Annotated in this window: 16 protein-coding genes; 9 read left to right on the forward strand and 7 right to left on the reverse strand. The window is 43.5% G+C overall.

Annotated elements, in window-relative coordinates; all coding sequences use genetic code 11:
- A partial coding sequence (locus tag L8S15_RS10495) for an IS3 family transposase (protein WP_133146159.1) occupies positions 1 to 94 on the forward strand: 94 nt, incomplete at its 5' end.
- Between the two features lie 83 nt (positions 95 to 177).
- Here L8S15_RS10495 and L8S15_RS10500 read toward each other — a convergent pair.
- The 4 genes from L8S15_RS10500 to L8S15_RS10515 all read right to left on the reverse strand — a co-directional run bounded on the left by L8S15_RS10500 (position 178) and on the right by L8S15_RS10515 (position 6,506).
- Positions 178 to 534, reverse strand: coding sequence for a DUF2799 domain-containing protein (locus L8S15_RS10500; RefSeq protein WP_010435071.1), 357 nt, complete (start codon positions 532 to 534; stop codon positions 178 to 180).
- Positions 535 to 611: 77 nt separating this feature from the next.
- Positions 612 to 971, reverse strand: coding sequence for a gamma-glutamylcyclotransferase (locus L8S15_RS10505; protein ID WP_010435072.1), 360 nt, complete (start codon positions 969 to 971; stop codon positions 612 to 614).
- A 73-nt stretch (positions 972 to 1,044) separates the two neighbouring features.
- Positions 1,045 to 4,797 carry a translocation/assembly module TamB domain-containing protein gene (locus L8S15_RS10510; protein ID WP_010435073.1) on the reverse strand — a complete coding sequence of 1,251 codons (3,753 nt, stop codon included), beginning with the start codon at positions 4,795 to 4,797 and terminating at the stop codon, positions 1,045 to 1,047.
- Positions 4,794 to 6,506, reverse strand: a complete 1,713-nt coding sequence (locus tag L8S15_RS10515; RefSeq protein ID WP_010435075.1) for an autotransporter assembly complex family protein — start codon at positions 6,504 to 6,506, stop codon at positions 4,794 to 4,796. The genes L8S15_RS10510 and L8S15_RS10515 overlap by 4 nt, the downstream gene beginning before the upstream one ends.
- Positions 6,507 to 6,719: 213 nt before the next feature.
- On the opposite strand from L8S15_RS10515, the gene msrA reads away from it, so the two are divergent.
- Positions 6,720 to 7,349, forward strand: coding sequence for a peptide-methionine (S)-S-oxide reductase MsrA (msrA, locus tag L8S15_RS10520; RefSeq protein ID WP_010435076.1), 630 nt, complete (start codon positions 6,720 to 6,722; stop codon positions 7,347 to 7,349).
- 108 nt (positions 7,350 to 7,457) lie between these two features.
- On the opposite strand, the gene L8S15_RS10525 is transcribed toward msrA, so the two are convergent.
- Positions 7,458 to 7,658: a DUF1107 family protein gene (locus tag L8S15_RS10525; RefSeq protein WP_010435077.1), complete on the reverse strand. Its 201-nt coding sequence runs from the start codon at positions 7,656 to 7,658 to the stop codon at positions 7,458 to 7,460.
- Positions 7,659 to 7,910: 252 nt separating this feature from the next.
- Here L8S15_RS10525 and L8S15_RS10530 point away from each other — a divergent pair, with 252 nt between their 5' ends.
- From L8S15_RS10530 to L8S15_RS10560, 7 genes are all read left to right on the forward strand, one after another.
- Positions 7,911 to 8,462: a YtfJ family protein gene (locus L8S15_RS10530; protein ID WP_016787847.1), complete on the forward strand. Its 552-nt coding sequence runs from the start codon at positions 7,911 to 7,913 to the stop codon at positions 8,460 to 8,462.
- A gap of 90 nt (positions 8,463 to 8,552) precedes the next feature.
- Positions 8,553 to 8,843, forward strand: a complete 291-nt coding sequence (locus L8S15_RS10535) for a DUF2607 family protein (protein WP_010435081.1) — start codon at positions 8,553 to 8,555, stop codon at positions 8,841 to 8,843.
- A 41-nt stretch (positions 8,844 to 8,884) separates the two neighbouring features.
- Positions 8,885 to 9,661: a DUF2796 domain-containing protein gene (locus L8S15_RS10540; protein WP_280572974.1), complete on the forward strand. Its 777-nt coding sequence runs from the start codon at positions 8,885 to 8,887 to the stop codon at positions 9,659 to 9,661.
- 138 nt (positions 9,662 to 9,799) lie between these two features.
- Positions 9,800 to 10,516, forward strand: coding sequence for an ABC transporter ATP-binding protein (locus tag L8S15_RS10545; protein ID WP_016783717.1), 717 nt, complete (start codon positions 9,800 to 9,802; stop codon positions 10,514 to 10,516).
- Positions 10,513 to 11,772, forward strand: coding sequence for an FtsX-like permease family protein (locus tag L8S15_RS10550; protein ID WP_016783716.1), 1,260 nt, complete (start codon positions 10,513 to 10,515; stop codon positions 11,770 to 11,772). The genes L8S15_RS10545 and L8S15_RS10550 overlap by 4 nt, the downstream gene beginning before the upstream one ends.
- Before the next feature lie 14 nt (positions 11,773 to 11,786).
- On the forward strand, positions 11,787 to 12,302 hold the full coding sequence (locus tag L8S15_RS10555; protein ID WP_010435088.1) for a DUF3299 domain-containing protein: 516 nt from the start codon (positions 11,787 to 11,789) through the stop codon (positions 12,300 to 12,302).
- A 351-nt stretch (positions 12,303 to 12,653) separates the two neighbouring features.
- A complete protein-coding gene (locus L8S15_RS10560; protein WP_010435089.1) occupies positions 12,654 to 13,562 on the forward strand; it encodes a TIGR03899 family protein in 909 nt (302 codons plus the stop codon).
- Positions 13,563 to 13,726: 164 nt separating this feature from the next.
- Here the strand turns inward: L8S15_RS10560 and cysC are convergent, their stop codons facing one another.
- A complete protein-coding gene (gene cysC, locus L8S15_RS10565) occupies positions 13,727 to 14,347 on the reverse strand; it encodes an adenylyl-sulfate kinase (RefSeq protein WP_010435090.1) in 621 nt (206 codons plus the stop codon).
- A gap of 24 nt (positions 14,348 to 14,371) precedes the next feature.
- Positions 14,372 to 16,096 carry an SLC13 family permease gene (locus tag L8S15_RS10570; RefSeq protein WP_010435091.1) on the reverse strand — a complete coding sequence of 575 codons (1,725 nt, stop codon included), beginning with the start codon at positions 16,094 to 16,096 and terminating at the stop codon, positions 14,372 to 14,374.
- Positions 16,097 to 16,143: the final 47 nt, after the last annotated feature.

Here is a 16,143-nt window from a genome sequence, read left to right on the forward strand (position 1 = left end):
ATACATCGAGTACTACAATACCAAACGTATAAAAGTGAAACTAAAAGGCCTGACTCCGATAGAATATCGAACTCAGGCCTTGAAAGCCGCTTAACAGAAATGTCCAACTTTACGGGGTCACTTCATTACATGCTGGCTTTTTGTTATTCATTGTATCTGTTTTAGGATAAAACAGTATTATCGAACACTAAACTTCGATTCTGCGCCCCGTTCAAAGTTAAAACGGAACCATTTGTCTACATCATCACAAATCCCCAGATAAGTCTCACCTCGGCGTCCTAGCGTTCTTGGGTTCTGAGAACAATACTGAGTTTTACCGACTTCATAACCTTGGCCATAAGCAGCATACAAATTTGCATCAATAGAAGGTGAAGATGCAGCTTCAGCCAAACTTTCTTCCGTCTGTTTTGTTTTTCCTTTTAGTGCCATCTCTTCACCAAAACTCTGCCAATCCATAGTGTTGGATGATGTTGGCGGTGGAGTTTGCGCACAACCAAATAGCATTACCGAAAATACCACTAGTAGATATTTCATAATTTCCTCCTTTTGAAAATATGATTAGCCTATATCGAGACTTTTAACTATTACGTCAGAATGCTCTCAGTAGTTCATCAACTAAAGCGGTTATTTCGCTTACACCAGTCACCCGAAAGTATTTCTTTATTCTCTGCTAGATCAAGCTGATACAAATATACCCATGCTAATCCAAATATAGTTTCTATTTGCTCGCGACGATACTCAACCGGGACATCCTCTAACCGATCGAGCGATGCCAGAACTTCGTCGTTAATTAAATAGACCTCACCAGCGACACTTTTCTTTCCAAAAACCATCGCTGGATATGCAACTAAATCAAAAATAGCATAATATTCAGGTGTATCAAACCTTCCTAAGTACTCGCACTGCTGCAAATAGTGATGGTTAGATTGACCTTGTCTCAACGTTCCATATACAAAAACAAGATGCTGCATACGCCCTCCATGACCCTTTCTATTTGTGTACCAATCAATGTATGAAACTACAGCAACTCGAATTCAAATGAATTTACTCAAATTCGAATTGATAAAGAAGGTCCACAGCACTATCAAGGCCAGATACTGCTTCCACGTAGAGATCCTGCATCAATCGATAACGAACGGTAAACTCACCCAATGAGTTGAAGATACCCACGCCATATTTGACTTGTAACCCCGGAAGGATATAACCACTCACCGTCACTTGAGAGTCATCTCCAGAGCCTGCGGTATCCAATTGTAGATCCTGTACGCCAAATGCCTCGCCAATTTCGCCAACGACCTTACCGCTCTTCGCTAAGCTCAAACCAATTAATGTGGTCGTCATAGAACCACTCGACTCTCCATCGATATCTTGGCCCCGTAAGATATAGGATAGCGCGTTGGCTTGCGGCATCGCAGGGTCAGAATAAATCTCGATGGTCGGCTCTGTAGCAGGGCCTGTAACTCGAATCCCAGCAGTCACGTCATCCTGAGTATTATCAGGGTTGCGAATCGCATTTATCGCTACATATGGCTGATCCGGTGGCCCATTCATTAGGATCTTGCCCTCTTCAATCAGGAGGTCTTGACCGAATGATTGATAAGTACCATCTACGATATTTACTTCACCGGTGATAAACGGGCCTTGATCTTTTTGAGCCACATTCAACTTACCCACTAAATCACCTTCAAGGCCAAAGGCTGAAAGCTTAAAGTCATCACCAATTGAAATATTAATATTAGTCATCACATTGAATGGAATCGTATCTTCACTTTCTGGTTGAAGGTCTTTATTCAAAATAACTTGATCAGAAGACACACCAACTGCTGACGGAGGTAAATCTTCTACGACAATTCGCCCCCATGGCAATGCAATGTCACCCGTAATTTTTGCAAGCTCCGGCGTAACATCAATGGTCATATCAGGAACTACTTTAACCTTGACCATCGGTGGAATATCAACCATCAACTCATCAGCAAAGATCCGGACATTTGATCGCCATGCTTGAAGATCCTGCCAATCTCCGGAGCCCTCAATATCAAGGTGGCCGTCTGGAGTCTCGACATTCGCATCAAGCTTTGCGCTGTAACCGTTAAAGTCGAGATCAATACGACCGTCTTTAACATCCACAGGCGTCACATCCCCTTTAACTTGAATCCCATTAACCGAGAATTGACCAAAAACTTGGGGGTGCATCAAAGAACCTTGGACCTTTAAGTCAGTCTCAAGATCAGCCTTCAGCATGCTGTATTCACCAAGGATCGGCTGTAAGAAGTCCAAATGGAATGTCGTTAGTTTAATTGCCGCATCGACCATTTTGTCTTCAGCAACAATATCTGGTAACGACACCGTGCCAGATAAGTCACCATTATCAGAAACATCCAACTTAAAGTCGGCATCCAGTTTGTTGTCTTTCAGCCGTGCATTCAATGCAACACTTTCCCACCCCAGTGTGATTGGCTCTCCGACTTGCTGAACAACCTGACCTTTTGGCATATCGACGCTAACCGTTACTTCAGGTTCGCCTTGTTTCGACCATTTGGCATGAGCGGTCGCATTCACTAAGCCCTCTAGTTGCGTCTCTTTAGGCACAAAGGCTTTAATCTGATCGAAGTCGAATTGGTTGATGGCCAACTTGGCCTCACCCGAATTTCCAACACGAACGTCTTCATCCAAACACACACTAGAACCGGCCTGTTTCCAACAATGAGCTTGAATATCGGCAAACTGCTTGTCGGCATCGGCTTTAATTGCGACGGGTTGGTCTAGCACCCAAGGTCCTTGTTCCGTGGCGATTTTGACTCGATCTAACGACCCATTCCAAATAATAGAAGGCTTTTGAATCAGCTCACCCGAAATAGCCAAGCTTGTGGAAATCACGTCGGATACCACGTCGAGCGTCACGGTATGCTGCTTCTCACCACCTTTCACGGTGAGATCAATGCTGTCAACCTTTTGCTCTTGATAGGCTAGGTTATTCGCTTTCAATACTAAATCAGCCTGAGGCGCAGGCAATGGAATCACTGAACCACGAAGAGATAGAGATTCTAATGTAGCTTCATCGTTCCAATCGACACGGTCGACGTTAAGAACAATGTCAACTTCCGGCTCTTTGAAAGGTCCGCTGAGACCAATATCGCCAATCACTGTACCTTTCAGTTCAGGAATACTTTTCGTTAATTGGGGAAGGTTAATAGCAACGCCCATATCCCACTGCTTGTCGAGTTGACCCTGTGCTTTTATAGAATTAACACCGTGAGCTAAGCTCAGGCCGCTGGTTTTTAGTTTAGGCTCACCGCTCGCGCTGCGGTCAGACGCTGATAACTGGCCTTCGATATCCAGAGGATATTCTCGCAAGATCCCCTCGATATCTAACTTAGGCAGCTCAATCGCCCAACCACCCGCTTCGGTCAACTCACCCGAAGTAACGATGCTTCCGCTAATGTTACCTTCGGCTTCTGGCCACTGCAGACCCGGCTGAATATCCTTCAGCGTCACATCGGCTTGCCAGTTAATAAGCTTCTTCCAACTCGCTTTAACCACACCATTGAGTTCACCACCCAGCGTGTTCAGTTTTAAGCGCTCAAGTTCAATCTGCTCGGTGGTGCCCTTACCCTCTAGGTCGATGGTTAAGGCAGGTATCTCCTGACCATCCGCTTCACCTTTAAACTGCACATTAAAACCATCTAATGAGCCATCGGCTTTAAACTTCTCGATAACCGCTTGGTAATCACTTTTACCAGTAAGAGGCCATTGCGCTTTACCTCCCTCTAAAAGAAGGTCAAATGGCAGAGTCGGCTCTAAAGATTGAATATCTCCTGACAGCTTTGCCTCAATCAGTTCAGAAAACTGAGAATCGAAGTGTAGCTTCGCGACACTCCCTTGTGCTTTCAGCGACAGTTTTTGACCTGTAAGATCAGTTTCTTTCACCTGTGCATTTAAAGAAAGGTCTAACGGATAGCCATCTTTAAGCTCAACTTTAGCGGCAAGGTTAGCGCTTGCTTGTGGCATATCAAGTTCAAGAGTAGAAACTTCGACCGTGTTTTTACCCGCTCGAGCTTCAAGCCCAAGGTGGTTTACCACAATCGGTGTTTCTTGTTCTAAGGTGAAACGGTTGAGGTCAAAACGCTCCAGCACAATCTGTAAAGGGACCCAAACTTCAGGCAACTCGATAGCAGCCTTAGTTGCAGTCTCTGGTTCGACGATTTCTGCTTGCGGCTCTTCGGTAGACTCTGCAAGTTTAACCTTAAGATCATTAAATAAGGTTGGCGATACAGTCAGCTTCTCACCCTGCATACTCAAAGCCGTTGAAAACAACCCCCATTCAATCTCATGCCCCAAGATATTCAGTTTAATATCAGACAAAGCAATACGGTTGATCACGATTGGCAGCGGTGTTTTCACCGATGTCACTGGCGGAGTCGGTTCTGTTTCTTCTGTAGAGGCAGGAGGCAATTCAGTAAATGCGAAGTCCAATCCTTGAATCGCTAAACGATCGACACACAACTTAGGATCAAGCAAACAGCGAGGGTTGATAGCCAATGCCATTTTTTGAACCTTGGTATCAATATGAAGACTGTCATCTTTAAATTGAACATTATGGAGAGTAAAACTCGGAAAAAGTGCCCCATTAGTACTTTCAACTTTAAGCTGTGGCAGCGCTTTTTCAGCCCCCCACAACACCGTGTTAAGTCCTAGGTTAGTAAATAAAACAAAACCTAAAAGTGCTATCAATAACAATAGAATCGACGTCAAAGATATCGATGTCCACTTAATGCACTTACCCATCACTTTGATCATAATTCAGGCCCTAAACTGAAGTGCACTTGAAACTCATCACCTGGGTCAGCATCAAGCCCCCACGCAAAATCTAAACTTACCGGTCCAACGGGCGATGCCCAACGAACGCCAACACCAGTACCGCGCTTCCATTCTGGTTTATCATTGAAGGCATCACCAATATCGTAGAAGGCCGCTCCCCACCAATTTCCAACTAGGCGGTATTGGTATTCAAACGAGCTGGTTGCAATAAATTTTGCACCGGTTAATGCACCACTTTCATCTTTAGGAGATATAGACTCATAGCCATAACCACGGAGACTATTATCACCACCCGCGAAAAATCTTAGTGAAGGTGATAATTTATCAAACTCGTCAGCAAAGTTACCGCCAAACTGAAGCCGAGTTAAACCTCGATGATTATCGCCAATACTTCTGATCCATGCAGTTTGTCCTTGGAAACGAACTACCTTAGTTTCAGACAATATTGTGTCATCGCCCGCTTCAATCATGACGCTCTGTTTATCTCCCCACATCGGCATCGAACCACCTCGAGTTCGAGTTCGGGAAAACGCCACGCCTGGTAACACAAATTGCGCTAAATCGTCTTGTAGACCTTGTTCATAGTTTTCAACTAGGTATCGAATGAACACCGTACGTTGCCAGCCGTTATCTAATCGCCAATATCTTTCCAAAGCGAGGTTTGACTCCAAACTCTTGGTATCACGATTATCCAGATTCTTCATACCGTACTTAATTTGATAGTAATCATTAAGTACATCATCCAAAGGGATTTTATACGTTGCTGTTATCGTCTGCTCTGGTTTAGAGATAGACAAACTGCTATTGAAACTATGACCAAGTGAGTTTACCCAAGGTTTCTTCCATTTGAGGGTACCTTTTACGCCAAGGTCAGTAGATACACCGATACCTGTTTCGATTTGGTTACGCGCTTGCGGAGCAAGGCTCACCTTCATCGGAATTTCTCTGCCATCACCCAACTGACTTAAATCAGGCTCAACAAAAACAGATGAGAACCAATCAGTATTAGAGAGATTTTGGTTATACTCGCCTACTTTTGTGATCGAGTACGGTTCACCATCTTCAAATGGTTTAAGGGATTGCACCTTTTCATCTTCAATTTGGCTACCCGTCACCTGGGTAGCACCAAAGTGATATCGAATGCCACTGTTATAGTGAAGGCGAACATAAGCACGATTTAATTCGGGCGCAACTTCTAACTTACTAAGCTCATACGAGCCATCGAAATAGCCTTTGGCTAATCCAAGATTACGGATAGATGATTTCAAAGAGTCATAATTGCCGTGGTTAAGAATCGAACCTTTCGACAGTTTGCTCTTGGCGATCAGTGCTAGAAAATCAGGATCATCTTCTGCTTCACCACTTAATACGATATCTGAGGTATAAATAACAACGGGTTCACCTGGTTCAACCGTAACGGTCAATTCAGTGTCGTCTTCGGAATGGGAAAAAGCGATACGAGGTTGGTAGTAGCCTAACGCATTCAACGCTTCTTTAATAATAGACTCCAAGCGAGATTGGAACCTCAATGAAGCCGAATACTCTTCTTCGGGGATCGCACTCAGATAAGCATCAACATTATCCTCAAGCGCTCCATCAAGCCCTTTAATCTCAAGGGAAACATCAGCGAAAGCAAGCGTCGATGACAATAGAGTGCTAATCAGAACTGGTAAAGTTTTTCTTATCATGTTTAATTGGTGCAGAAGTTATAAATACGTTAATAAAGTGAATAGAAATAATACCGCTAAAAAGGCATTGAGTCTGTAATAAATCCTAGAATAACAAGGTCTAATTTAAAGACTGATTCAATATAAACCAACAGTAAATATGAGCCTACAGTTAATATAAACCTAGATCTAATGTTAACTAACGCGGTAAACGTATGCGAAAAGGAATACAACATGCTAAATAAACAACAACTGGTTTCCGCTACAACCGCATTACCGGGGAATGCTGATCCAATCCGTATCACTGAACGCCATTTCATCAATCAAACCGACTTACTCGATGCGCCTACAGGTTCCCAACAAGAAGTATTACTTGGTATGGGGTGCTTCTGGGGAGCAGAGCGACTGTTGTGGCAACTTGATGGTGTAATTTCTACCTCCGTTGGTTACGCTGGCGGATACACAGTTAATCCAACTTATGAGCAAGTATGTACCGGGCAAACAGGCCATACAGAAGTTGTTCGAGTTATTTTTGATAGTGAGCAAACGTCTTTAGCACTAATACTTGAAACATTCTGGGAACGTCACGACCCAACTCAAGGGATGCGCCAAGGTAATGACTTAGGCACTCAATATCGCTCAGCCATATATACTTTCAGTGAAGAGCAACAGGCTATCGCTGAGCACTCTAAACGTGAATACCAGCGAGCAATGACTGAATCTTTAGGCAACGAGATCACAACGGAAGTTCTGCCTGCTGGAAAATATTTTTTCGCCGAAACTTACCATCAGCAGTACCTAGCAAAAAATCCGAATGGTTATTGTGGACTAGGTGGAACAGGTGTTTGTTTCCCACCGCAATAAAGTATAACCGGATATAAAACTAGAACGACTCGCATTAAAAAGGGCTTCATTAACGAAGCCCTTTTCAATTGTTAGCATGTTTTAGGTACGACAATAAACGAAGTTAAGTTACACGGGCAACGCAGCTATCGTGCCATTAACTTCTTTAAAAATAATCAATTTTTGTTTATCTGAAACTTCAGGGAGAAGCACCTTGCCTTGGTCGAAGCGAAACTCGCCGATACCTTCAATAGCAAACTGGCCTTTGAATAGGACTTTAACGAAACGCGCCACCTGATGTGGACGGTAAGTAGAAAACTCTCTTAACATAATACAACCTCAATTCCATTTGAGTACAACTGCTGCTTCTCTGAACAAAGCCTTATTCAAAGCACATCTCATTGCTAAATCCGTTAGCTAACAGCAAGATAATCTATTGTTTACCCTGATACTGTCGCATTATACCTTTTAGTAACAAGCCCGCAACTTGTTTCTACACCGTACGATAAAAAAGTTAAAGAGGCATTTTTCAGATTTCATATTATACTTCCAATGCAAACCAATAAGCGGAACAAAAATATAATGAAAAACAAAACTCTACTGGCTTTTTTAGCCGCAGCCTCTCCACTCCTCGCCAACGCTCACAATCTATCTGTAGGCTCTTCTCTGCCTTCTGTCGATGTTAGCAATTATGGTGAAATTGTCATAAACGACGGTAAAACAGGATATCAAACTTGGGCAACCAATGAGCTCCTAGGAAAAGTTCGCGTCGTTCAAGCTATCGCTGGTCGTAGCAGCTCTAAAGAGCTAAACGCACCACTGATGGCTGCAATTACAGCATCGAAATTCTCAGAAGACAGCTACCAAACCACCACAATCATCAACCAAGATGATGCCATTTGGGGTACTGGGTCTTTTGTTAAATCGTCAGCAGAAAGCAGTAAAGAAGAATTTCCATGGTCTTCGATGGTACTAGATGAAGACGGAACGGTAGCGTCATCATGGGCTCTAAAAGAAGAGAGCTCAGCGATTATCGTTCAGGACAAGCAAGGTAAAATCTTGTTTGTTAAAGAAGGCGCACTTAACGAAACTGAAGTCACTCAAGTCATTGAGCTGATTAAAGCGAGTCTTTAATCAGATATTCGCGTCTTTTTCGAGACCTAACCAAAGGATATTGTTATATTATAACAGTATCCTTTTTTAATTCTGTGGTAAATCATCTTCATGTGGCAAAACACACCTAACAATGTGAAACGCAAAATAGGCTTTTTGCTCGGGCTGATGCTCTTGCTCAGCGTATTAGCAGCCACACATATGGTAGACTCTGATCCAGGGCATCATACTTCACACCACTGTGAACTGTTTTCGATAAACCAATTCATCACGGCGCACTCACTTCCACAGGTTCCAGAGTTCCCTTCAGAGTTTACTGTCGCTACCACAGAGTCAATAATTTCGTTACAACGCTTATATTTTGCCTATTTAGCACGCTCACCTCCTGTAAAGATCGCTTAATTACCATTACTTTTTAATTAACCTTTATTCAGGAAAAAAACATGAAACCTACTATTTTAGCCGTTGTTATCGGCATGGCTGTGTCTACGAACGTTTTAGCAAACGAAGAATTCCGCTCTCACGAAGCACATGTGCACGGTAAAGTTGAAGTGAACATAGCTCAAGATGGGCAAGAACTGCTTGTTGAAGTGACGGCTCCAGGCGCTGATGTGGTTGGCTTTGAACATGCTCCAAAAACTGCAGAGCAGAAAGCTTTGTTTGAGCAAGCTATCGCACAATTAAACAAGCCAGAAGAGCTATTTGGTTTCAATAACACTAGCTGTACGCTGAAGTTCAAGTCAGTGACTAACACACTGGAAGGCGATCATGATGACCATGAAGGCCATGACCATACAGAACACGATCATGATGACCACGAAGGCCATGACCATGCAGAACATGATCATGATGACCACGAAGGCCATGACCATACAGAACACGATCATGATGACCACGAAGGCCATGACCATGCAGAACATGATCATGATGACCACGAAGGCCATGACCATGCAGAACACGATCATGATGACCACGAAGGCCATGACCATGCAGAACACGATCATGATGACCATGAAGGCCATGACCACTCAGAAGGCGGCCACGGTGAATTTACAGCCGAGTACCACTACCAATGTTCAGATATTGCTAATCTGAATACTGTTAATACCCAATGGTTCTCGAAATTCAGTAATACAAAGTCAATGACCGTGAACTTACTGACAGATAGTGTTCAAACGCAAGAAGTTCTTAATGCAGAACGTGTTAGCTTCCGATTCTAATAAGAATTCGATAGATTTTGCGTAGATAAACAACCAAGTAAGTATTCACTTACTTGGTTGTTAAAACCGGTGTACTTGGGGAATTAATTGTCTTTTAGACTGTCCAGAAGAGACACCGCTTTAAATATTGGAGCTAGTATGTCTTTTGACAGTTCATCACTTGTGGTCAAACTAGAAAATATCAGTTTTCGTTGGAAACCTGAATTACCCCCAACGTTAGAAATACCTTCATTACATATTCAACCTAAAGAGCACCTTTTTATTAAGGGGCCAAGTGGTTGTGGTAAATCAACACTGTTAGGGTTACTTACGGGGATAAACCAAGCGCAACAAGGCGAAGTGTCTATCTTAGGCCAAGACCTTACCCAATTGACACCACGTCAGAGGGATAAGTTTAGAGCCGATCATATCGGTTATATATTCCAACAATTTAATCTACTGCCTTACTTATCAGTAATCGACAATGTGACACTTCCTTGCCAATTTTCAAAAATTCGTAGACAGCAAGTCATTGAAAGTCAGAACAGCCTACAAGCAACCGCTCAAGAATTGTTGATCAGACTAAAGCTGCCTCAAGCCTTGATGGATAAACCCGTTACTGAGTTGAGTATAGGCCAACAGCAACGTGTCGCTGCAGCTCGAGCCTTGATAGGCCAACCTAAAATCATCATTGCCGACGAACCGACATCGGCTCTGGATCATAACAACCGAGAAGCCTTTATCGAGTTGTTACTAGAACAAGCGAACCAAGCAGGTTCCACTCTCATCTTTGTTAGTCACGATCCGACATTAGAGAAACTGTTCACTCGAACCATAGATTTAAAAACCGTTAATCAAGCTAAGGTTGTCGTATGAAAGTAATTACTCACTTAGCCCTAAAAAGCGTACTCAACCGTAAAGCCACAGCCATTCTGACGATTCTTACCGTAGCGGTGTCAGTCATTCTATTACTCGGTGTGGAACGTGTAAGAACCGAAGCTAAGAGCAGCTTTGCTAATACGATTTCAGGCACTGATCTTATTGTCGGAGGTCGATCCGGTCAGGTCAACCTACTGCTTTATTCGGTATTTAGAATCGGCAATGCCACCAACAACATCGACTGGAAAAGCTATGAAGAATTTAGCCAGCACAACGCTGTAAAGTGGGCCATACCAATCTCATTGGGTGATTCACATAAAGGCTTCCGCGTAATGGGCACCAACCATAGCTACTTCGTGAATTATCGCTATGGAAGTAAGCAGCCACTTACTTTTCAAAAAGGCAAAGAGTTCGAAGAGCTATTTGATGTTGTGATTGGTGCTGATGTCGCGAAAAAATTAGATTACAAGATCGGTGATAATATCATTCTTGCTCATGGCATCAGCGACGTCGCCTTCAGCCGACACGATAACCTGCCTTTCACTATCGTAGGAATCCTTTCTCCAACTGGAACGCCAGTAGACAAAACCGTGCACGTTTCATTAGAAGCCATTGAAGCAATTCATGTCGGCTGGGAATCTGGAGCAAATCTAGGGCATACACCGAACGCTGAAGTATTGAAGCAACGTGACTTCCAGCCTAAACAAATTACCGCAATGATGCTGGGGCTAAACTCGAAGATTCAAACCTTTGCACTGCAACGAGAAATCAATAACTACCGTCAAGAACCTTTGAGCGCAATTATGCCGGGCATTGCATTGCATGAATTGTGGGGCATGATGGCCGTTGCTGAACAAGCACTGCTGATTGTGTCAGGGTTTGTTGTCGTTGCTGGATTATTGGGTATGCTGAGTAGCCTACTCACTAGCTTACAAGAGCGACGTAGAGAAATGGCCATCCTCCGAGCAATGGGAGCAAGGCCTCGACATGTTTTTGGTTTGCTGATTAGTGAAGCTAGTGCCCTAACCTTCCTTGGCATAACCTTAGGTGTCGCACTCTTGTTTGCACTGATCGCAGTAGTTGCTCCAATTGTGCAACAAAGTTATGGTATCAACATATCGATATCCGCAATCACACCTCATGAATGGAAACTACTTATGTTGGTTCAAATTGCAGGTATTATTATCGGCTTTATTCCCGCTTTCCGGGCTTACCGTCAGTCATTGTCTGATGGCATGACTATTCGAATCTAAATTAGGAACCTACGATGCAACGCAAATTCCTACTGATACTTGGACTGCTTTTGTTTCCATTTATCAGCACAGCTCACGCTGACACAACTCAGACTGACGAATCGGTATTAACACTCGATTGGATTGACTTAATTCCAGAATCAGAGCGAGCACAACTAGACTCATTTGGCATGCCGATGGTTAACCACGACAGTATGGACAAACCTCAACAATCGACAATTGGTGCTGTTCGCCCCGAGTTGAATGGCAGCACAGTGAAGATTCCTGGTTTTGTCATTCCATTGGAGGGTGATGAGAACATGATCACAGAATTTCTACTGGTACCGTACTTTGGCGCATGTATCCACGTACCACCACCGCCACCAAACCAAATCATCTACGTGAAATTCCCACAAGGAGCACCAATACAGCAATTATGGGATGTGATCTATTTAGTAGGCACGCTGAAAACAGAGTCGATCAGCCACGAATTAGCGCAAACAGGTTATCTTATTGAAGGTACAGCGATTGAAGAATACGACGACATGTAGTCATTAGAAGGGTGGCTCATGGATGAGCTACCGTCACTGAACAAATGATCTTATTCAATAACAGTTTAATAACGATGTTGTTTATCTAACTTACGCGATGTAATCAGATAAATAAGCTAGCACAGCGACATATGTAACGAGTAATAGCCCTATGCCAAGCTGTTTCTTCAGCTTGTTATCATTGACTTGATTCATAACTCCTCCTTGAGAATTACAACAAATTTAACATTTTATTATCATTAGCAAAAGTAAAATTTTGTTGAAGTATTCAACTCTGCACGCAAAATCTAGCCACCATTAAGATAAAGAGTTACATTTTAGACAGTTAAGTCGTCTCGTAACGGTACTCTTATGTCAGAAACCAAACAGCCAGTAATCATCGAACATGCTAGCGATACCCAGCATAAGCATGAAAAAAAGCCTCACATTGCCGACAGTGCCAGCAGAATGTTGCACATCGCACAAAGCTTCGGTTTAGATTCCTTAATCAGCCATAGTGCAAAACCAACTGATAAAAGTGAAAGTACACTTATCGAGCGGGCACTGTTACGAGAAAAAAAACGTAGAGAGCAGCGTCAAAAGAACCTAGAGCAGATTCTAAAGTTGGCACACTCTTCATGTAAGGATGAAGCGGCTGGAGACCCTGATCAGGACTGGCTATACCGTTTCTTCGATATGGCACAAGAGATCCACAATACATCGATGCAGAGGCTATGGGCTCAAGTACTGAAACGAGAAGTCACCAACCCAGGATCGACGTCGATGAAGGCGCTTCAGATCTTAAAAGACATGACACCAAAAGAAGCGCTCACCCTGCAACGAGCAGCGTCACTGGGTTGTAGTTTTGGTAGTGATAACAGCAGGAAGCTATTACTCGGTTTCAAAAACCATGCAGGGATATTCAGCTTTGGCAAAAGAGACACCACCAATACCATTAACCTTGGTGGGCATAACCTACCCTATTCAAGCCTATTACATCTGATTGAACTCGGGATTATTCTGGGGACTGAGCTAGAGTCTGGGGAGATTGATTTCGATCCAGCCTTGCACCTAACCTATCAAGGGAAAGGTATGTCACTGGCACCGTTGTCAAAAGGGGTGAAGCTGATTTACTACCGATTCAGTCCTACTGGAAATGAGCTGTGCGCCTTGCTTGGGAATAAACCCAATGGGCAATACTACGACCAACTTATTGCTTTATTAAGCCAAAAATTTACGGTACAAACAGAAGTTAAAAGCACCGTAAACTACACCGTCTAGACAATAGACGGTGTAAGCAATAGACAATATAAAAAGTGACGATTATTGAGAGGAATAGAAATCTAGTAGATAGGTTTCATGTCTCGATAAACCCAAGCTGGATTACTTATGAAAGCGTAAATATGCAGATAAGTAAATGGGTAGCCTTAGTCATACCAACCCTATTAATTGGCTAAAATATTACGCTTCTCTAACGCATCAATACACAATTCGACCAGTTCATCGAGTGTCTTCTCACCTGCCGGTAGATCGATTTCTGGGTTCTGAGGGGCTTCATAAGCAGAGCTAATGCCCGTGAAATTCGGGATTTCTCCAGCACGTGCTTTTTTATACAAGCCTTTAGGGTCGCGCTGCTCACACACCTCGAGCGGCGTGTTAACAAACACCTCTAAAAACTCGCCTTCCGGTAGCAGGTCTCGCACTAACTGTCTCTCCGCTTGATGAGGAGAAATAAAAGCAGACAGTACAATTAAACCTGCATCCGCCATCAATTTAGCCAGCTCACCAATACGTCGGATATTCTCTCTACGATCTTGCTCAGAGAACCCCAAATCACTACACAATCCGTGACGAACATTATCACCATCCAATAAGTAGGTATGATAACCAAGCTGTGCTAGGCGATTTTCTAATGCTCCAGCGACTGTCGACTTCCCAGAACCAGATAACCCCGTGAACCAGAGCACAGCTGGCTTTTGTGATTTAAGATCAGAGCGAAATGCTTTATCAATCGAATGTTGATGCCACACAACATTCTCATCTTTTGGTTTGAGTACTGCGGTCATAAATAGTCCTTTAAATAAACAGCATTAAAATGGAAAAAAATAAGGAATTAGGGTCAATACCAAGCCCGAATAAACAATCGAGATTGGGATACCGATACGTAGATAATCCGTGAGACGGTAATTACCTACGCTATAAACAAGTAAATTGGTTTGGTAGCCGTATGGCGAAATAAAGCTGGCGCTGGCACCAAACAGAACCGCCATAATAAACGGCATAGGATCAACTCCATAACCTACTGCCATACTATAACCAATCGGAAACGAGAGTGCTGCTGCCGCATTATTGGTCACCAGCTCTGTAAGAACCAACGTCATAAAGTAGGTCGCGACTAACGCACCAAACACGCCCCACCCATTGAAGGCTTCTATGAACATCAGCCCCATACGCTCAGATAGCCCAGATGAAATCATCAGTTGAGCAATAGAAAGAGCAGAGCCCACTATCACCACAATATCAACAGGAAAACGACGACGAAGCTCACCCAGTTGCACCACACCAAATGCCACCAGCAATAGTAAGAAACCTGCTAGTCCTTTGATAATCGGCACCACGTCAGCAAGGGCTAAACCAATCACACTGGCAAAACCGAGCAACACGAACGTCGATTTATCTGCATCAAGCTTGGCACTTGAGTCCAAGTCATTCATCAGCACAAACTCTTTGTTATGCTGCTGACGCTGCTCTTCAAAGCGTTTTCCGGGAACCAAAATCAAGGTATCACCTGCGGTTAATGTGATATTCCCTAACCCACCTTCAAGGCGTTCATGCCCACGGCGAATGGCAACCACAACTGCATCGAAGCGGTCTCTAAATTGACTAGTTTTCAGTGTTTTATTACAGAAGCTTGCCGATGAGCTCACCACTACTTCAACAAAGCTTTGTCCGTTAAGGTGGTGTTGACCAAACAAGGTTAGCCCTTGAATCTCTTGTAATGTCGCTACGCTCTCAACATCACCACAAAACAGCAGTCGATCACGAGCTTGGAGAATAAAATCAGGGTCAATAGACGCCGTAGTTTTCCCGTCTCTAATAACTTCGGCTAAGAACAGTTTTCTCAGCGCTCTAAGGTTGTTTTCACTGACACTGCGACCAACTAACGGTGAGCCGGGCTCAACCCTTGCTTCAAGAAAATACGGAAGGTCGTCCTGCGATCCATCATCGTAGCTAGGTAAAAAGTAACTCAGAGGAATAAGGATCAATACCCCACCGACCAAAACAGCTAAACCGATCAAAGTTGGCGTGAAAAAGTTTAAACTCGGCAGTCCTGCATCTTCAACAAAGCTATTAATGATCAAGTTGGTTGAGGTGCCGATCAATGTCAGGGTTCCACCTAAAATGGCAGCGTATGACAGAGGGATAAGCAGTTTAGATGGCGCGTGTTGTTGATTGCGTTTGATTGCGCCGATCAAAGAGACAACCACCGCCGTATTATTAGTAAAAGAAGAAAGTAACGCTGTGGAAATACCCAACTTCGCGACCACGGTGCCTAGCCGGCCTTCAGAAATATTGCGGCTAACCCAGCTGATCAAGCGAGTTTTCTCCAACGCACTTGATGCGAGGATAAGAAGAATTAAAGTCAGTAGCGAAGAATTCGTGAAATTACTCGCTAAGCTCGACAGATCTATCATGCCTGCCATAAAAGCAATAAACGCTGCACCAGCAAAGATAAAACTAGGCTTAATTCGGGTAACGAGCAGGCAAGTAACAATGCCGAGCAAAATCGCTAATACAAATCCTTGTTGCCACATATACCCGTCCTTTATGGCGGAAACGATGAGTTTCCGCCTTACACCAT

Source organism: Vibrio sp. S/42/10, from assembly GCF_029890535.1.
GTDB classification, from domain to species: Bacteria; Pseudomonadota; Gammaproteobacteria; order Enterobacterales; family Vibrionaceae; genus Vibrio; species Vibrio cyclitrophicus.